Genomic DNA, 17,566 nt, shown 5'->3' on the forward strand with positions numbered 1-17,566 from the left:
GCGGGCCCGCGGCGGCGAGCCGGGCCCGCCGAGCGATGTGTTCTCACTGGGCTGCCTGCTCGCCTACGCGGCGGCGGGCCGCCCGCCGTACGGCACGGGCATGGCGGCATCGGTGATCTTCCGCACCATCCACGAGGCCCCGGACCTCACCGGCGTCCCGGACGACCCGCTGCGCACGCTCATCGCCCGCTGCCTGGCGAAGTCCCCGGCCGCCCGCCCCACACTGCCCGAACTCCGGGTGGCGCTGGGCCACTTCGGCACCGACGACTGGCTGCCACCCGGCCTGCCCGCGCTCATCGCCGAACGCTCCGCCCAAGTCCTGGACCTACCCGAGCCACAGCGCACCGAGCCGCCGACACTCGTGGCCGGGCCGCCCACGCCGACCAGACGCCGCTTCCTGCTGCTGGGCACCTCGGCGGGGGTCCTGGCGGCTGGTGGGGCCACGGCGGCCTGGTACGCCACCCGGTCCTCCGCCGCCCGCGACGCGGTCCCCTCCCGGACGATCGCCGTACACGCCGACCTCACCGGCCCCGGCAAGGGCCTGGGCACGGCGGTCGAACGGGGCGTACGGCTGGCCGCCGCGCAGCACAACGCGCGCGCCGACCGGTCGTACGACCTCGTCGTCCAGTCCCACGACGACCGGGGCGAGGCCGACCGGGCGCGTGCGGTGGCGCGCCGGCTGGTTACCGCCGGGCGGGTGTCGGCGGTGATCGGCCCGACCTCGGACAGCACGGCGCTCGCCGTGCGGGACATCTACAACACGGCGCAGCTGCCCCTGGTGACGGCCTGGTCGGACTCCGACGCCCTGTATGTCACGCAGTCGACCCAGGCGGCCGCCGTGTTCCAGATACGCCCGCAGGACGACGCACTCGCCGCCCCGCTCGTCCACTACCTGGCCGCCGTCCGCCCGGCCGCCCGCCGGGCACTGATCAGCGACGGAGCGGCGATTGCCTACAGCTGGCAGATCTCCGGGTCCCTCGCGAAGAACACCCCGCCGCACGGCACGGTCGTCACCCCCACGGTCGCCGCAGGCAGCGATGACTTCGGCCCCGCCGTCGCGGCGGCGATGTCCGCGCGTGCGCAGGCCGTGGTCTACTGCGGGCGTTCGCCCGTGCGGGCCGCCGCCTGTGCCCGGGCGCTGCGCGCCGCCGGGTTCACGGGTACGGCCGCGGCGACGGAACCGGTCCTCGGCCCCGCGTTCCTGGAGGCGGCGGGCTCGGCGGCCGAGGGCTGGGTCTTCTCGGCCACCTTCGTGGACCCCGCCCGCCTGGACTCCGCCGCCGGATTCGTCCGGGCGTACGAGAAGCGGTACGCGGTCCACGGCGTCCCGGTCGGCGCCGCCGAGGCCTACGACGCGGCGGGTATGGTCATGACGGCGCTGACGGCCGCCGGGACGGGCCACGTGGACCCGGGCACCCTGGCCCACCGGCTGCGCGCCCTGTCGTACCGGGGCGTCACCCGCACCTTCGCCTTCGACGCCTCGACCGGCGCGGTGCAGTTGAACTCGGGCCTCTTCCTGTGGCAGGTGCGCCGGGGCGAACCGGTCTTCCTCGGGCAGTACCAGCAGGTCACGAGGGCCTGAGCCGGCTCCGTCACATCCGTCGCCCCGCATCCGTCAGTACGGCGGAAGACACGGAAGACGGAACCGGCCGGGAGGTCGTACGGGTGGATGTGTACGAGGCGGTGGCGAGCCGGCGCGCGGTGCGGGCCTTCACGGACGAGCCGGTTCCGCGCGCGGTGCTGGAACGGGTCCTGACCGCCGCCGCGCGCTCGCCCTCGGGCGGCAATCTCCAGCCGTGGCACGTCTACGTGCTCACGGGTGCGCCGCTGGCCGAGCTGAAGAAGCGCGCCGGCGAGCGGGTCACGGCCGGTGACCCCGGGGACGAGCGCGCGTACGAGATGTATCCGGCGCGGCTGCGGTCCCCTTACCGGGAGCGCCGGTCGACGGCGGCCGACCGGCGTTTCGGGGCGCTCGGCATCCGGCGCGAGGACCTGGGGGCCCGCCGGGCGGCCGTCGCCGCGAACTGGCGGTGTTTCGGCGCCCCTTGCCTGCTGCTGTGCTACATCGATCGCCACATGGGCGCGGCCCAGTGGGCCGACCTCGGGATGTACCTCCAGACGGTGATGCTGCTGCTGCGTGCCGAGGGGCTGCACAGCTGTGCGCAGATGGCGTGGTCCGTGTACCACCGTACGGTCGCGGAGGTCGTGTCACCGCCGGAGGAACTGATCCTGTTCGCGGGCCTGTCCATCGGCTTCGAGGATCCGTCGGCGCCGTACGCCCGGACCGACCGGGCACCGCTCGCCCGGACACTGACCTTCCTGGACGACGACAGAACCGCGGCAGGCCCCGGCCGGACGGGCTCCTAGGTGTGCGCGGGCGCGTTGTGCGGGACCCTTCCGGGCCGGGCGCTTACGGTTCTCTCTATGTGACCGACCGTCAGCAGGGGTGACGGAGAGGAGCCGTAAGCGGTGGTGGGCGATGCGCGTCGGCGGGCGGTGGGGCCGGGCGGCCGGCGCCGGACGGGGGGTGTGCTGGGCAGCCGGCCGGCGTACTCCGTACGGCTCGCACCCGCCACGCGCCCCAGGCCGGCGTCGGCGGCCGAGTGGACGGTGCCGTGGCTGCGGGTCGCGGCGGCCTACGCCTGGCGGCTCATCGTTGTCGGCGTCGCCGTCTACGGCGTCTTCAGCATCCTCGGCAGCTTCCAGCTCATCGCCGTGGCCCTGTTCCTCGCGCTGATCGTGACCTCCGTCCTGCGCCCGCTGACGGATCTGCTCGACCGGGTGCTGCCACGCCCGCTGTGCGTCGCCATCGCGCTGGTGGGCAGTGTGCTGCTCATGCTGGCGCTGCTCGCCCTGGTGGGCAACGCGGTGGCGAACGAGTCGGGCCGGCTGGTCGGTGAGTTCCGGGGCGGTGTGCACCGGATCGAGCAGTGGTTGCAACGGCCGCCGTTCCGGCTGAGTCCCGGCCGCCTCTCCCAGCTGCAGAACCAGGTGACGCACTACATCTCCACGCACCGCTCCAGTCTGCTCAGCAACGCGGTCAGCGGGCTGAGCCGGGCGGTGGAGGTGGCCACCGGGGGCGCGCTCGCGCTGTTCGCCTCGGTGTTCTTCATCCACTCCGGTGAGCGTCTGTGGGGCTGGATGCGCGACGAGCTGCTGCCGAGTCCCGCCCGGCCGGCCTGGGACCGGGCGGGGCGGGCGGCCTGGCGGGCCTTCGCCGGGTACACGCGCGGCATCATCATCGTGGCCGCCAGCAACGCCGTGCTCGTCGGGATCGCGCTGCTCGTCCTGCGGGTGCCGCTGGCGCTGCCGCTTGCCCTGCTGGAGTTCTTCGCGGCGTTCGTGCCGCTGGTCGGCTCGCCCGTGGCGCTCGGCGTCGCCACGATCGTCGCGCTGGCCGGGCGCGGACCGCTCACGGCCGCGGCCGTGCTGGCGCTGATCGTGGTGATCGGCCAGCTGGAGGGGCATGTGCTGCATCCGCTGGTGATGAGCTGGGCGGTACGGCTGCATCCGCTGGTCGTCGCCGTGTCGGTGATCGCCGGGAGCATCGTCGGGGGGGTGATCGGCGCCGTGGTCGCCGTCCCGCTGGTCTCGGTCGTCTGGTCGGTACTGCGCGCCCTGCGCGCGGTGCCACCACCCGGACCGACTCACCTGTGAATCACGGCAGTTGACGCTGATCCGAACAAGGGATCAGTTGTCCCCTGGAACAGGTGACCTTCACTCAGGAGGAGGCGGCACCGCCGTCGCATTGCGGCCGGTCAGCGCAGTGCCGCGGCCACGAGTCCGCGGATCTCCTCCTCGCGCACACTGCCACCGTTCACCAGCCGGTCGAAGACCAGACCGTCCACGCAGGTCAGCAGCGTCACCGTACGTTCCTCCACCTGTGCCACCCCCTGCGCGGCGAGGAAGTCGCGCACCGTGCGCCGCCCCCGGTTCTCGCGCGGCACCAGGATCTCGCGCAGTTCGGGGTGGTGCACACTCTCGACGGCGCACGCGTAGCGCGCGAGCGAGCGCCTGCGCCCCTCCCCCGTGAGCCGCGCCTCGGCCAACCCGGCGATGCCCTGGGCCAGTTCGGCCGCCGTGCGCACCACCGGCACCCTGCCCCCCGCCTCCTCCAGCTCTGCCTGGTCGAGCGCCACCAGCCGCCGCACCAGCGCGGTGAGCAGGGCCTGGCGGGAGCGGTAGTAGGCGGACGTGGTGCCGGGCGGAAGGTCCGCCGCCCGGTCCACGGCGCGATGCGTCAGTCCCCGCATGCCGGTGTCGGCGAGCACCGCGATGGCCGTGTCGGCGAGGAGAGTACGTCGGTCTGCGGTCACCCCCTCTTTCTACACCCCCGGTTCTACAGCTGTAGAGCACGACTGTAGGGTCTTCTACAGCTGTAGAAGACGTGAGCGATGCGAGGTCGAAGGGGGTCCGGCATGGGCGGTACGGCGGTGGTGGTCGGGGGCGGCATCGGCGGGCTGGCGACGGCCATCGGATTGCACCGGATCGGCTGGGACGTCCGGGTGGTGGAGCGGGCCGGCACCCTGGCCGACGCGGGCGCGGGCATCTCGCTGCACGCCAACGGCCTGCGCGCGCTGGACACCCTCGGCGTCGGTACGGCCGTGCGCGCGGCGGCCCGCCCCCAGTACACCGGGGGTACCCGCACCCCCGAGGGCCGCTGGCTCGCCCGGATGGACGGCGCCGCCCTCGAACGCGCCCTCGGCACGCCGATCGTGGGCATCCGGCGGGCCGACCTGCACCGGGCGCTGCGCGCGGCCCTGCCCGCCGCGTGCCTGCGCATCGGCGTCACCGTGTCCACCCTGGACCGCTCGGCCCCGGACCGGGTGGCCGTGCCGGTCGCGGACGACGTCTGGGACGCGGACCTGGTCGTCGCGGCCGACGGGGTGAACAGCCGGCTGCGCGGACTGCTGTTCCCCGGGCATCCCGGCCCGGTCTACGCCGGTTCGACGGTCCTGCGAGCCATCACCGACCAACCCCTCGACCTGGACACCGACTTCGAGCTGACGTGGGGCGAGGGCGCCGAGTTCGGGCACATCGGCTTCACCGACGGCCGGGCCGAGTGGCACGCGGTGCTCACCGCGCCGGCCGCCGTACGCCACGACGACCCCCTGGACTGGCTGCGCCGCCGCTTCGACGGCTGGCACGCCCCGATCCCGGAGCTGCTGACGGCCACACGTCCCGAGGCCGTGCTCCACCACGACATCCATGAACTGGTCACACCCTTGCCGTCGTTCACCGCCGGCCGGGTGGTCCTGCTCGGTGACGCGGCGCACGCCATGACGCCGAATCTTGGGCAGGGCGCATGCCAGGCCCTGGAGGACGCCGCCACGCTGGCCGCCGCGCTCGCCACGGAGACCTCGCTCGCCTCGGCGCTCGCCCGCTACGACGCGGAGCGCCGCCCCCGCTCCCAGGCGGTCGCCCGCGCCGCCCGCCGGGCGGGCCGCACGGGTCAGCGGCTCGCCCACCCGCTGGCCGTCTCCCTGCGCAACACCGCGCTGCGGCTCGCGCCGTCCGGCGCGACGATGCGCGCGATCCTGCGCCACGCCGACTGGACACCGCCGAGCCTCCGGCACTGAGGCCGCCGTAGCCGGCGCGGTCCGGTCGGGCGACGGTGGCGGGGGCCGGGGTCGGCGAGCCGGCCGTGCAGGGCTCGCCGACCCCGTGATCTAGGCGTAGAAGGGGCCGGGGGTGGACCAGGTGGTGTGGCCGAAGACATTGTCGTCGGCGATGGTGAGGCTGACGTTGGTGACCTTCAGGCCGTACTGGGTCGGTGTCATGCCATCGGGACAGTTCACCTGTACCGCGGGGAAGTTCATGAAGAAGTACGGCCCCGAGTCCCGCGTGGGGTCCGAACGCAGGTCGGACAGGACCCAGTTGGCCTGGGTCAGATAGTAGGTCGGCATCAGCTCCTGGTGTTCGGTGCGTACGACGAAGCCGGTGCTGTGGTCGAAGGTGCCGTCGGGGCGCAGACAGCCGAAGGTGCGGGCGGTGTCGGCGTAGGCGTCGAAGTAGTAGTCGCTGCTGCTGAGCCCGGCGGTGTAGCCGGGCTGGCTGCGGACGTTGTGCAGGGTGAAGTCGAGCTTGAACCCGCCGCAGCCGGGCGTCGGGTCGTAGTCGTGGTAGATCAGCCGGCACTTGTGGTCACCGAAGGCGGCGTCGGGATCCGGCCGGTACGGCTGCGGGACGACGGCGCCGTGGAAGGTGACCGTGGCCGAGATCCCGCCCTCGGTGGCGGCCGGTATCTCCGCGGTCGCCGTGGCACTCGCCGCGCCGGATCCGGCCAGCACCAGACCGGCGCCGATGAGCAGCGCCAGGGCCAGTCCGGCAAGCGTTCTGCGTAATGACTCCATGGGTGAACCCCCCTCGTCGACAAGCGACATGACGTCGGTCCGCGCCCTCACGAACCGTGCGCGCACACGCTAACCGCGCATCGGTGACGCGTCCGGCGAACAGTGTGAAACGGCGTGAAACAGGCCACTGGTCGGGAGAGCGCGGGCTCAGTGGTCCGGCCGCTCGCCGGTGGCGCCGGCGCGGATGGCGTAGTCCGCGAACCGTTCCAGGCCGAGCAGTCGTCCATCGGCCATCCGCGCCTCGGCGACGCCGTCGGTGCAGAGGGCACCCGGTCACCGGGCCGGCGGGCCCCGCGTGCCCATGCGGACGGTCGGCTCGCCTGGCGCCCGGCCGAGTAGCACGCGCACTTCCGACTGAGTACGCGTGCTCAGTCGCCGCCCGCCCGGCGCTCGTAGCGTCGCGGGCATCGGGTCGGTCGAGGCCGAGGGGGAACTGCCCATGCATGCCGGTGTGTACGGCGCGAACGCGAGCGGAGCGAGTCGGTGGCCCACCGCGTATCTCATCGTCGCGGGAGTGCTGACCGCGGCCGGCGCCCTGCTGAACGCGGGCGTCTTCTTCATCTCCGTCTTCGCCACGGACGACTGCTCGCCGCAGAACCCGGCGTTCCGCTGCACGGGCACCGGGATCCTGATGATGATGGGCCTGCCCTGGCTGGGACTCGCCGCCGCCGCGGGCACGGCACTGGCCGCAGCGGCCTGGTGGCACGGCGGCCAGGTGTGGTGGGGGCTTCCGGCGGGAGCCCTGCTGTACGCGGCAGGGCTGGCGGCCACGTGGAGCGTGATGACCTCCTCGTGAACCCTGGTGCGCGCCGAGGGCGTCGACGCGGAGCACCGCCGGTCCGCCCGTGAGGGCCCTGGTCAGGTCTCGCCGGCCGTCAGTCACAGCGGTGACGACGAGCTCCGCGGCCACCGTCTTCCTGGACGCGGCCGGACCGGGTCAGCCGGTCGCGAAGCTTCGCAGCTGGTCCTGGGCGCCGTTGAAGCGGTCGCGGTCGCCGACGGTCTTGCCGGTGGAGGTGTACTGCCACATCGTGTACGACGACCAGCCCGACGGCAGCGGCCCGGCGCTGGAGGCATAGCGGGCGATCCACAGCGGGTTGTTCGCCGCGAAGCCGCCGTAGTCCCCGGTGCACTGCTGCCACCAGTTGGTCGCTGTGTAGATGACGGCGTCGCGGCCGGTGCGCTCCTTGTAGCGGTTCAGGAAGTCGCGGATCCAGCCGACCATCGCACTCGCGGACTTGCCGTAGCAGGAGTCGCCGTACGGGTTCCACTCCATGTCCAGTGCGCCGGGCAGAGTCTTGGCGTCCTTGGACCAGCCGCCGCCGTGGGCCGCGAAGTAGTCGGCCTGAGCGGCGCCGCCGGACGTGTCCGGGGTGGCGAAGTGGTAGGACCCGCGGATCAGACCGGTGGTGTACGGGCCGTTGTACTGCCCGGTGAAGTAGGGGTTCCGGTAGCTCGTCCCCTCGGTGGCCTTCGTGTACGCCCACTTGACGCCACTGCCCCACAGGGTGGACCAGTCGACCTCGCCCTGATAGCTGGAGACGTCCACCCCTTCGGTCTGGCTCGCGCGGGTCACCGGGGGCCGGGCATCCGGGTCGCTGTCGCCGCCGTCGTGGGCGAGGACGCCCATGCCCATGTACGCGGTGCCGCGCCGGGGTGTGTCCGGGTCCGGCGCGGGGAGGGCCGCGGGGACGGACGCGCTGAGGAGGAGGCCGGTGAGGGCGCCGGTGAAGGCCAGGCGGGTCCGGCCGCGCTGAAGGGATATGGAGAATCGCACGCCTTCCATCTGACCCGCCCGCGGACCGCGCCGCACGCCGGGTACCGCCCAACGATGCCATGCCGGGCTCTGTTTGGGCCGTACGGGTGGCCCGGCGCTCGGGTGCGGGCCGGTCGCGGCGGACGCCGGGGGCGGTTTCCGTGACCGGCCCGCACCGGGTCAGCCGTCGATGCGGTGCTGGGTCCAGAAGGAGGTGAGGTCGGTGCTGGTGACGGCCTGGGCGGCGGCCTTGAACTCGACCGTGGTCGACACGCCGTACCAGTGCGCGGTCGCGTAGTCCTTCAGCAGCTTGGCCATGGCGGTGTCGCCGAGAACGCGGCGCAGGTCGTGCAGGGCGCACTTGCCGTAGCCGTAGACGACGGTGGAGTAGCGCGAGGAGTGCGCGTCCCAGTAGGCCATCGAGTCGGTGATCTTCTCGTCGGCGGAGGCCCAGGAGACGCTGCTCCAGCAGTTGCTGCCGGTCTTGCCGAGGGCGAGGTCAGTGGCGTAGTCGGTGAAGGCCTCGTCCAGCCAGGGGCTGTTGTACTCGTCGTCGCCGACGATGCCGTACCACCACTGGTGGCCGATCTCATGGGTGAGGGCGGTGGTGCTGACCAGGTCCAGGACGAACCCGGGGTACTCCATCCCGCCGAACCAGTAGTTGTTGTCGAGGACGGCGTCCAGTTCGCCGTAGGGATAGGCGCCGAAGCGGCTCGCGTGGGAGTCGACGGCGGTCTTGGCGGTGCTGAGCATCGACTGGGCGCTGGAGGAGCTGATGCCCGAGACGGAGTAGACGTTCACGGCGACGCCGGACGACGAGGTGCCGGAGATCTTGCTGAACGGGCCGGCCGCCCAGGCGAAGTCACGCACCTTGGACGCCGTCGCCGTCGTCACGGTACGTCCGCTGGAGCCGGGGGTGTCGGTGGAGGTGCCGGTGGCCGGGACCAGCAGGTCGCTGGGGTGGTCGAGGGTCACCTGGAAGTCGGCGGCCAGGGAGTAGAACGACTCGCCGTTGTTGGTGTAGGGGTCCAGGTGCCAGCCGGAGCTGTCGCGGACGGCGAGGACGGGCAGGGCGTTGCCGATGAAGCTGTAGGCACCGTCGTGGCCGAAGCGGTCGGCGCCGCTGGGCACGGTGATGCCGAGGTCGAAGCCGATGGTGGCGCTCTGTCCCTGGGCGAGCGGGGCCGGCAGGTCGATCTCCAGCGCGGTGCAGGCCACCGTGGGGCCCTGCGCCGTGCCGCCGGTGACGTTCGTGACCCGGATCGGCATCGCGTCGCAGGTGCCGTGGTAGTTGTCCCACAGCCGCAGGTAGACCTCGTTCAGTGCGGTGGCCGAGGCATTGGTGAAGGTCACGCTCTCGTGTCCGGTCCACTCGGTGCCGGTCGTGTCGCTGCTGAGGTTCACGGTGTACGACGGCGCGGCCGGGGTGCGGGTGGAGTCGCCCGGCGGTGTGGTGCCGCCGGAGGTGTCGAGCGCGATGTCGTCGAGGACGAAGCTCGTCTGGAGGCTGGAGTCCTCGGTCCCGGTGAAGGACAGGCTGACGGTCTGGCCCGCGTACGCCGACACGTCGATGGACTTCTTCACGTACCCGGTGTTCTCGTCGAGGTTCGAGTACGTGGCCAGCGTGGTGCCGCCGATCTTGGCCGTGAGCTTGTCGTAGGCGACGGACGACGTCGTCTCGTCGGTGTCGATGTGCAGCCAGAAGGTGAGCGTGGCCGTGCCGCATCCGGCCGGGATGGCGACGCTCTGGGACAGGGTGTCCGTGTGGGTGCCGCCGGTGCCGTCCAGCCAGGCGTAGGAACTGCCGCTGTGGGCGGTCTGTCCGGTGCGGCTGGTGATGACGTCGGAGGAGGACGCCGTCCAGGACGACGTGCCGTTCTCGAAGCCGCCGTTGCCGACGACCTGTGCCGGGGTGCAGGTGGCGGCCGCTCGGTGTGCGGACGGGTGCGTGGCCGGCTGAGCGGCGGCGGGGCTTGCGGGGAGGACGAAGGCGGCCAGCGCGGCGACGGTGAGCGCACCGGCGCCGAGGGCCTTGTGGGGGGTCGGTCTCACACGCTACTCCTTTGCGGCGGCCGGGATCCCGGCCGGCTCGATGGCGGCCGGGCGGCTGGGGTGCGCCGGACGGCCACGGACGGGGCTTGCGCGATCGCTGCACCGTGAGGTGCGCCGTGCCCTCAAGGGGTCAGGGCACGGGGCTGCCGAAAGCGTGACAGATTTGACCAGTCCATGCCAGAAGGCCCGGGCGGGGTGCGAGTGAGACAGGCCGGATCAGGCGGTACGCAGCGTCATGAACAGCGCCGCCGGCCGGCTGCCGTCCGGCGCCTGCCAGCCGCGGGCCACATGCCCAAGGGCTCCCTCGGGGCGCAGCGGCGGGTTCTCGGGGACGGGTGCCAGGACCCGGTGCACGTGGAGGACCGTGCCGTGCGGCAGGGGGAGGCGGGTGCCCTCCGCGTCGTCGGCCGGCTCCGGCGTGAAGCCGTCCAGGGTGAAGGGGGCGCCACTGTAGGAGTGGACCACTTCGGGGTCGGGGGTGTCGTTGATGCTCTGCGCCTGCGCCTGGGCCCTGCCCTCGATCAGCGAGAGCAGCTCGGCGACCAGCACCGGGTCGTGGCAGCCGTCGTAGACCCAGCGCTTGCCCAGCACGCCGTGCTCCATCGTGCCGATGAGCGCGTGCTCGGCGCCGTCCAGCGGTGCGCCGCGGTAGGTCAACGGGACGAAGTAGGCGGTCGGTTCGGTGGCGGAGGTGTCCGTGGCCACCATGAACTCGATGCCGACCTCGCCCTCGGGGTCGTCCAGCCGGAAGCCGCCGGACTTGGTCAGCACCGGGGCGCCGGAGCCACCGCGGTACCAGGGGCGGGTGGGCAGCCAGTCGGTGAGCAGCTCCAGCTTCGTGGGCTTGAGCGTGGTGTGGTGGATGATGGCCATGACGACGGCTCCCCTCCCGTGCGCGGTTGCTGACCGGAACAGCTTCGCACACCGTTCCCGCTGGTCAGTGGCCCGCCCCGGACAACGCCGACGCCAACTGGGGCCAGGGGTCGGGTGGTTCGCCGGTCACCGGCCAGCACACGGCCGCGCCGCGCTCGTGCGCGGTGCGCACGGCGAGCGGGACGAGAGCCTCGGGGATGCCGTGGACGAGACGGCGGAACCGGTCGGGGGGATGCCGGCCGGTCCGGGCCGGCCGCGTGAACTCCGTGGCGTACGCGGACCAGTGGCCCTTGAAGGTGTCGGTGAGGTCGGCGAGGCGGGGGCGGCCGGGGCCGGGTGAGCCGGGGCCGAGGACGACAGGGGCCGCGCCGAGCCGCCGGATCGCCTGGACCGGGCAGCGGCAGACGGGCAGGCCGGCCCGGTCGGCGGCGGCGAAGAGGGCTCCTGGCGCCGTTCGGTCCGCGTCTCGGCGCCGGCGGCGAAGAACTCGTCGCTTCCGGCTTCTGGTCGGCGACACCTACCGGACGGTATACAGACCCCCAGTCGAACTCAGGGGGAGGGTGTCATGGCGAAGGACACACATCCGGCGGACGGGACGAGAGGCCGGCGGCGGGCGGCCGTGCTCGGGGCGGCACTGGGCGGCTGCGCCCTCGTGGCCGCCTCCACCACCCCGGCCGCCGCACACCCCGGCGGACACGGCCGCGACACCGCCTATGTGGCGCTCGGCGACTCCTACACCTCGGGCCCCGGCATCCCGGCCCAGGTGGACGCCAACTGCGCCCGCTCCGACCACAATTACCCCTCGCTGGTCGCCGGGCAGCGGCAGCTGACCGCCTTCACGGACGTCAGCTGTGCGGGGGCGACCACCGCCGAGATGTGGCAGGCTCAGGGCACCAACAAGCCGCAACTGGACGCCGTGCACCGGGACACGGACCTCGTGACGCTCCAGATCGGCGGCAACGACGTCGGGTTCGGCCCGGTCATCGCCACCTGCGCCCGGCTCGCCGCACAGGACCCGACGGGCAACCCCTGCGAGCGCTCCTACCGGGCCGTCGGCTACGACCAGTTGACCCTCGCGATCGCCAGGACCGCGCCGAAGGTCGACCGGGTCCTGCGAGACGTGCACGCCCGGGCACCGCACGCCCGGGTGGTCGTCGTGGGTTACCCGGACCTGCTGCCCGACGACGGCACCGGCTGCTTCCCTCAAGTCCCCTTCGCCCAGGGGGACTTCCCCTACCTGCGGGATACCGAGAAGCGGCTGAACCTGATGCTGCGGCTGGTGGCCGCCGTCAACCGGGCCGAGTACGTGGACACGTACGGCCCCACGGTCGGCCACGACATGTGCAAGTCGCCCGCCGACCGCTGGATCGAGCCCCTCCAGCCCGCGTCCCCCGCCGCCCCGGCACATCCCAACGCCAAGGGCGAGCAGGCCATGGCCCAGGCCGTCCTGGACCGGCTGGACGAGCACCGCGGCCGCCGCGGCTGAGCGAACGGCGGCCGGTCGCGAACGGGCCTGCGACGGGCCGCCGCCGGTCACTCAGCCGCCGAGGGCGGCCTGCACCACGGCCTGGGCCTCCTCCTGCACCCGGGCGAGGTGGCCGGGGCCGAGGAAGGACTCGGCGTAGACCTTGTAGACGTCCTCGGTGCCCGAAGGGCGGGCCGCGAACCAGGCGTTGTCCGTGGTGACCTTGATCCCGCCGATGGCGGCGCCGTTGCCGGGCGCCTCGGTGAGGACGGCCGTGACGGGCTCACCGGCGAGGGTGTCGGCGGTGACCCGGGCCGGGGACAGCGTGCCGAGCAGCGCCTTCTGTTCGCGGGTCGCGGGGGCGTCGATACGGGCGTAGGCGGGTTCACCGAAGCGGGCGGTCAGGCCGGCGTAGTGCTCCGACGGGGTCCGGTCCGTGACGGCCGTGATCTCGGACGAGAGCAGGGCCAGGATGATGCCGTCCTTGTCGGTGGTCCACACCGAGCCGTCCCGGCGCAGGAAGGACGCGCCGGCCGACTCCTCGCCGCCGAAGCCGAGGGTGCCGTCGGCCAGTCCGTCCACGAACCACTTGAACCCGACCGGAACTTCGACGAGTTGACGACCGAGGTCGGCGGCGACCCGGTCGATCATCGTGGAGGAGACCAGCGTCTTGCCGATGCCGGCGCCGGCGGGCCACTGGTCGCGGTGGCGGTACAGGTAGGAGATGGCGACCGCGAGGTAGTGGTTGGGGTTCATCAGGCCGGCGTCCGGGGTGACGATGCCGTGCCGGTCGGCGTCGGCGTCGTTGCCGGTGGCGATCCGGAAGCGGTCGCGCTGCTCGATGAGGGAGGCCATCGCGTACGGCGAGGAGCAGTCCATGCGGATCTGGCCGTCCCAGTCCAGCGTCATGAACCGCCAGGTGGGGTCGGTGTGCGGGTTGACCACGGTCAGGTCGATACGGTGCTGTTCGGCGATCCGGCCCCAGTAGGCCACGGAGGCGCCGCCGAGCGGGTCGGCGCCGATGCGCACCCCGGCCGCCCGGATCGCGTCCAGGTCCAGCACGCTCGGCAGATCGGAGACGTAGGCACCCAGGAAGTCGTACCGTCCGGTCGTCTCCGCGGCGAGCGCCCGCGTGTACGGCACCCGGCGTACGTCCTTCAGGCCGCCGGTGATGATCTCGTTGGCCCGGTCCTGGATCCATGAGGTGGCGTCGGAGGCCGCCGGACCGCCGCTCGGCGGGTTGTACTTGAAGCCGCCGTCGGCGGGCGGGTTGTGCGACGGGGTGACCACCACGCCGTCGGCGGGACCGGAGGCACGGCCGCGGTTGTGGGTGAGGATCGCGTGCGAGACGGCGGGGGTGGGCGTGTAGCCGTCGGCGCTGTCGATGAGCACGGTGACGCCATGGGCGGCGAACACCTCCAGCGCGGTGACCTTCGCCGGCTCGGACAGGGCATGGGTGTCGGCGCCCAGGAAGAGGGGGCCGTCGGTGCCCTGGTGGGCGCGGTATTCGCAGATGGCCTGGCTCGTGGCCGCGATGTGGTCCTCGTTGAACGCGCTCGCCAGGGAGGAGCCCCGGTGTCCGGAGGTGCCGAACGCGACCCGCTGTCCCGGGTCGGCCGGGTCCGGATGGAGCGCGTAGTACGCCGTGACCAGCCGGGCCACGTCGACAAGGTCCTCGGGACCGGCCGGGCGTCCCGCTCGCTCGTGCGGCATGAGTTCCGTTCCTCCGCGTCGGGTGGGATCGATGTCCGTGTGATCGATCGCTCGCGACCATCTTTCCTCGCCAGGACCCTGACATGCGAGTGCGTCCCGCCCCGGGATCCGGCGCGCCGGTCTCCGCGCCGCGCCGTGCCGCCGCCCGTTCAGGACACCTCCCGCTGTTCGCAGAGAGGTTCGCCCGACGCCGGTGCAAGCAGGCCGCCGGTGGCGACGCGGGGTCTGTCGGGCCCGCGTCCGACGGCCTGCCGCACGCCTCGTGGCGCCGTCAGCCGATGTGGTAACTGTCCCCGTACGTCTTCCAGTCGAGCGGGGTGTTCAGATCCAGGTTGCCCTTGCGCAGGAACACCCGCTGCTCGGTGTCGACGCGGCTGGTGTCGCTGTGCGCCTCCTCCTGCTTCATGGCCCACACCCGGGCGTCGAGGAAGGCGTTGAGGTACCTCGTCTCGTCGCCGCCCTGCGCCGGCGGCTCGGCGCTGCGCAGGGCCCGCTTGCGGATGTTCCGGAAGCTGGTGGGGTCGTCGCCGTCGCCGTGCATCACGATGGCGTCGTAGTAGCAGAACTGGCCGAGGGTGCGCAGACCGTCCGCCTTGCCCTGCGCGACCGCGGGGTTGAAGTAGACCCGGTCGCGTTCGTCGTTCTGGCACTGCTGGAAGACGGTGTCCTTGGCCGCCGTGCGCCAGTCCCTGGGGTAGTCGGGGTCGAGGCCGGCGTGCGAGTCGCTGCCGTTGACCTTGCGCAGGGCGGGCAGGTACTTGGCGAGGACGTTGCCGGGCTTGCGGTCGGCGTACAGCTGGACGAGGTCGAGCATGTCGCCGGTGCCGGAACAGAAGCCGATGATGCCGGCGGTGTAGCCGCGGCCGTCGCCGATGTCCTCGATGTACTTGTACTGGGCCTTCCAGTCGAGCGAGGAGTTCTCCGCGCTCGACACGAGTTCCATGGCGATCTCCTTCTTCGCCGGGTCGTCGAGGCCCGTCGTGGCGGCCCGCGCCGCGGGGGCCGCGGTCGCGCGCTGGGTTCCGATCAGGGCGCCGGAGGCGACGGCGGCGCCGAGCGCGGCGACGACGGTGCGGCGGGAGACGATGGCGGGGGCTGTGTCGCGGTCTGCGTGCACCACAGAGACTCCAAGTCGAGGCGGGGGGTGGGGAGTTGGTCCGTGCAGTACTGGTAGGAAAGTTTCCTATCAAAAGCCGGGGAGGTCGGTAACCCGGTCGGCTTGAAGTTCGTAGGATCGAACAATCACCCGTGAGGCGCCCGATTCAGAAGCGGAAGCGCTCAATTCCATCCGGGACGGCGGTTGGACTTGCGCAGGGCGCCGGAGCAGGGTGGACGAGCCCGTCCACACCCGGAAGGGCTCCCCTACGGCACCACCCGGAGAAAGACCCGATGACCCACGTCGCGGATCCCGCTCGCTACGACGGCACCATGCGTTACCGGCGCACCGGCCGCTCAGGACTGGACCTGCCGGTCCTGTCGCTCGGCTACTGGCACAACTTCGGCGACGACCGCCCCTTCGAGACCCAGCGCGAGATCGCCCTGCGCGCCTTCGACCTCGGGATCACCCACCACGACCTGGCCAACAACTACGGTCCGCCGTACGGCGCGGCCGAGCTCAACTTCGGCCGGCTGCTGAAGCGCGACCTCGCGCCGTACCGGGACGAGCTGGTGATCTCCACCAAGGCCGGCTGGGACATGTGGCCCGGCCCGTACGGGCAGGGCGGCGGCTCCCGCAAGTACGTACTGGCCTCGCTGGACCAGTCGCTGCGCCGCATGGGCGTGGACTACGTCGACATCTTCTACTCCCACCGGCTGGACGCGAGCACGCCGCTGGAGGAGACGATGGGCGCGCTCGACACCGCCGTGCGCCAGGGCAAGGCCCTCTACGTCGGCATCTCCTCCTACGACGCCGAGCGCACCCGGCAGGCAGCCGCGATCCTGCGCGAGCTGGGCACCCCGCTGCTGATCCACCAGCCGTCGTACAGCATGCTCAACCGCTGGATCGAGACCGACGGCCTGCTGGACGCGGCCGAGGAGGAGGGCTTCGGGGTCATCGGCTTCACCGCGCTCGCCCAGGGGCTGCTGACGGGCCGTTACCTCGACGGCGTGCCGCAGGACTCGCGCGCCGCGCAGGGCACGTCGTTCGACCCCGCCTGGCTGACGGACGACACGCTGCACCGGCTGCGCGCCCTGAACGACATCGCGGCCCGGCGCGGCCAGACCCTGGCCCAGCTGGCGCTGGCCTGGGCGCTGCGCGACGAGCGGGTGACATCCCTGGTCATCGGCGCCTCACGGACCGAGCAGCTGGAGCAGAACGTCGCAGCCCTGCAGAACCTCGACTTCAGCACCGAGGAACTGGCCGAGATCGACACGTACGCGACCGACGGCGGTGTGGACCTCTGGCGGGAGGCGCGGCTCGGCAACCTCGGCTGACCCATGGATCCCGAACGGGACGGCTCCATGTGACATGCGTCACAGACATAAGGGATATGTCGGACATAATTGAAGTCGCTGACATCGTTGTCGGCGCTCACGGCAGATGACCGCCTTCTCCCCCGCGACATCCGAGGAGCCGCACACGTCATGGCACATGGAGCCCACCACAGCCCCCTCCTGACTCCCCGCCCCGACCTGGAGCTCGCCCGCGACTGCGAGATGTGCCTGGGCTGGGGAACCGTCGTCACGCGCGACGGGGACCACGAGCTGTGCCGCACATGCCAGCCCCTCCCCGAGGACGACGAGGCCGCCACGCGCCCCGACGCATAGCCACCCTCCGCCCGACCGGGCCCCCTCGGCGGCCGCAAGCCGCCGGGATATGGTTCCGGTAATGATTTCACCAAGAAATCTTCAAACGGGCAGGGGGTAGCCGTGGGCGGCGCACGTACGACGAGCACACCGTTGCCGGGCATCGGGGTCCGGTACGACCTGACGACCCGGGAGCAGCGCAGACTGTCGGTGGTGGCCCACCGGGACGGGTCGAGGAGCCTGAGCGCCTACCGGGGCGACGACCCCGACGCCTGCGCGCTGTCGGTCCACCTCACCGGCCAGGAGGCGGAGGCGCTGGCCGGCACGCTGAAACCGGCCCACCACAGCCCCAGCCTGCTGTCCACGACGGAACTGGGCCTGGTGGCCGAGCGGATCGAGCTGTCCTCGGTCTCGTACTGGAACGGCCGGCTGCTCGGCGAGACCCGGATGCGCACCGAGACCGGCGTGTCGATCGTGGCCGTCCTGCGCCGCGCCGCGGCCATCCCCTCCCCCGGCCCCGGCTTCCGGCTGGCCGGCGGGGACACGCTGATCGTGATCGGCACCCGCGAGGGTGCCGACGCGGCCGCCGCGATACTCGGGCGGGAGTGA

The 17,566-nt window shown here is 72.4% G+C and carries 17 protein-coding genes; 9 read left to right on the forward strand and 8 right to left on the reverse strand.

Annotation, left to right across the window (positions count from 1 at the left end; all coding sequences use genetic code 11):
- The 3 genes from LE548_RS02240 to LE548_RS02250 form a co-directional block, all read left to right on the forward strand.
- Positions 1-1,582 (forward strand): ABC transporter substrate-binding protein (locus tag LE548_RS02240; RefSeq protein ID WP_225094852.1); only part of this gene is annotated, 1,582 nt, incomplete at its 5' end.
- A gap of 83 nt (positions 1,583-1,665) precedes the next feature.
- Entirely contained in the window at positions 1,666-2,367 is a 702-nt protein-coding gene (locus tag LE548_RS02245; protein ID WP_225094853.1) for a nitroreductase, read from the forward strand.
- A 105-nt stretch (positions 2,368-2,472) separates the two neighbouring features.
- Positions 2,473-3,657, forward strand: coding sequence for an AI-2E family transporter (locus tag LE548_RS02250; protein WP_374116004.1), 1,185 nt, complete (start codon positions 2,473-2,475; stop codon positions 3,655-3,657).
- Between the two features lie 101 nt (positions 3,658-3,758).
- On the opposite strand, the gene LE548_RS02255 is transcribed toward LE548_RS02250, so the two are convergent.
- Positions 3,759-4,316, reverse strand: a complete 558-nt coding sequence (locus LE548_RS02255; RefSeq protein ID WP_225094855.1) for a TetR/AcrR family transcriptional regulator — start codon at positions 4,314-4,316, stop codon at positions 3,759-3,761.
- A 102-nt stretch (positions 4,317-4,418) separates the two neighbouring features.
- Here LE548_RS02255 and LE548_RS02260 point away from each other — a divergent pair, with 102 nt between their 5' ends.
- Positions 4,419-5,579: an FAD-dependent monooxygenase gene (locus tag LE548_RS02260; protein ID WP_225094856.1), complete on the forward strand. Its 1,161-nt coding sequence runs from the start codon at positions 4,419-4,421 to the stop codon at positions 5,577-5,579.
- Positions 5,580-5,669: 90 nt separating this feature from the next.
- Here LE548_RS02260 and LE548_RS02265 read toward each other — a convergent pair whose 3' ends face one another.
- Positions 5,670-6,353 carry a hypothetical protein gene (locus LE548_RS02265; protein WP_225094857.1) on the reverse strand — a complete coding sequence of 228 codons (684 nt, stop codon included), beginning with the start codon at positions 6,351-6,353 and terminating at the stop codon, positions 5,670-5,672.
- A gap of 439 nt (positions 6,354-6,792) precedes the next feature.
- Between LE548_RS02265 and LE548_RS02270 the strand changes: the two genes are divergently transcribed.
- Positions 6,793-7,149 (forward strand): hypothetical protein, encoded by a 357-nt coding sequence (locus LE548_RS02270; protein WP_225094858.1) that lies wholly within the window; start codon positions 6,793-6,795, stop codon positions 7,147-7,149.
- Positions 7,150-7,290: 141 nt separating this feature from the next.
- Here the strand turns inward: LE548_RS02270 and LE548_RS02275 are convergent, their stop codons facing one another.
- From LE548_RS02275 to LE548_RS02290, 4 genes are all read right to left on the reverse strand, one after another.
- Complete coding sequence (locus LE548_RS02275; protein ID WP_374116005.1) at positions 7,291-8,130, reverse strand: lysozyme; 840 nt, start codon at positions 8,128-8,130, stop codon at positions 7,291-7,293.
- Between the two features lie 159 nt (positions 8,131-8,289).
- On the reverse strand, positions 8,290-10,161 hold the full coding sequence (locus LE548_RS02280; protein ID WP_225094860.1) for a M1 family aminopeptidase: 1,872 nt from the start codon (positions 10,159-10,161) through the stop codon (positions 8,290-8,292).
- A 216-nt stretch (positions 10,162-10,377) separates the two neighbouring features.
- Positions 10,378-11,034: a 1,4-alpha-glucan branching protein gene (locus LE548_RS02285; protein ID WP_225094861.1), complete on the reverse strand. Its 657-nt coding sequence runs from the start codon at positions 11,032-11,034 to the stop codon at positions 10,378-10,380.
- A 64-nt stretch (positions 11,035-11,098) separates the two neighbouring features.
- A complete protein-coding gene (locus LE548_RS02290; RefSeq protein WP_308029712.1) occupies positions 11,099-11,551 on the reverse strand; it encodes a hypothetical protein in 453 nt (150 codons plus the stop codon).
- A 48-nt stretch (positions 11,552-11,599) separates the two neighbouring features.
- Between LE548_RS02290 and LE548_RS02295 the strand changes: the two genes are divergently transcribed.
- On the forward strand, positions 11,600-12,520 hold the full coding sequence (locus tag LE548_RS02295; protein ID WP_225094862.1) for an SGNH/GDSL hydrolase family protein: 921 nt from the start codon (positions 11,600-11,602) through the stop codon (positions 12,518-12,520).
- Between the two features lie 51 nt (positions 12,521-12,571).
- Here the strand turns inward: LE548_RS02295 and pgm are convergent, their stop codons facing one another.
- Both pgm and LE548_RS02305 read right to left on the reverse strand, forming a co-directional pair.
- Positions 12,572-14,212, reverse strand: a complete 1,641-nt coding sequence (gene pgm / locus LE548_RS02300) for a phosphoglucomutase (alpha-D-glucose-1,6-bisphosphate-dependent) (protein ID WP_225094863.1) — start codon at positions 14,210-14,212, stop codon at positions 12,572-12,574.
- Between the two features lie 271 nt (positions 14,213-14,483).
- Positions 14,484-15,332 (reverse strand): chitosanase, encoded by an 849-nt coding sequence (locus tag LE548_RS02305; protein ID WP_225094864.1) that lies wholly within the window; start codon positions 15,330-15,332, stop codon positions 14,484-14,486.
- A 269-nt stretch (positions 15,333-15,601) separates the two neighbouring features.
- Here LE548_RS02305 and mgrA point away from each other — a divergent pair, with 269 nt between their 5' ends.
- The 3 genes from mgrA to LE548_RS02320 all read left to right on the forward strand — a co-directional run bounded on the left by mgrA (position 15,602) and on the right by LE548_RS02320 (position 17,566).
- A complete protein-coding gene (mgrA, locus tag LE548_RS02310; protein WP_225094865.1) occupies positions 15,602-16,645 on the forward strand; it encodes an L-glyceraldehyde 3-phosphate reductase in 1,044 nt (347 codons plus the stop codon).
- 150 nt (positions 16,646-16,795) lie between these two features.
- Positions 16,796-16,978: a hypothetical protein gene (locus LE548_RS02315; RefSeq protein ID WP_225094866.1), complete on the forward strand. Its 183-nt coding sequence runs from the start codon at positions 16,796-16,798 to the stop codon at positions 16,976-16,978.
- 102 nt (positions 16,979-17,080) lie between these two features.
- A complete protein-coding gene (locus LE548_RS02320) occupies positions 17,081-17,566 on the forward strand; it encodes a TrkA C-terminal domain-containing protein (protein ID WP_225094867.1) in 486 nt (161 codons plus the stop codon).

This window comes from Streptomyces sp. CoH27 (assembly GCF_020181035.1).
Taxonomy (GTDB): domain Bacteria; phylum Actinomycetota; class Actinomycetes; order Streptomycetales; family Streptomycetaceae; genus Streptomyces; species Streptomyces camelliae.

Bases quoted from the DNA above. Each gene is read 5' to 3' on its own strand.
- LE548_RS02260 (WP_225094856.1), top strand. From the start codon at position 4,419: ATGGGCGGTACGGCGGTGGTGGTCGGGGGCGGCATCGGCGGGCTGGCG.
- LE548_RS02265 (WP_225094857.1), bottom strand. From the start codon at position 6,353: ATGGAGTCATTACGCAGAACGCTTGCCGGACTGGCCCTGGCGCTGCTC.
- LE548_RS02270 (WP_225094858.1), top strand. From the start codon at position 6,793: ATGCATGCCGGTGTGTACGGCGCGAACGCGAGCGGAGCGAGTCGGTGG.
- LE548_RS02285 (WP_225094861.1), bottom strand. From the start codon at position 11,034: ATGGCCATCATCCACCACACCACGCTCAAGCCCACGAAGCTGGAGCTG.
- LE548_RS02295 (WP_225094862.1), top strand. From the start codon at position 11,600: ATGGCGAAGGACACACATCCGGCGGACGGGACGAGAGGCCGGCGGCGG.
- pgm (WP_225094863.1), bottom strand. From the start codon at position 14,212: ATGCCGCACGAGCGAGCGGGACGCCCGGCCGGTCCCGAGGACCTTGTC.
- mgrA (WP_225094865.1), top strand. From the start codon at position 15,602: ATGACCCACGTCGCGGATCCCGCTCGCTACGACGGCACCATGCGTTAC.
- LE548_RS02315 (WP_225094866.1), top strand. From the start codon at position 16,796: ATGGCACATGGAGCCCACCACAGCCCCCTCCTGACTCCCCGCCCCGAC.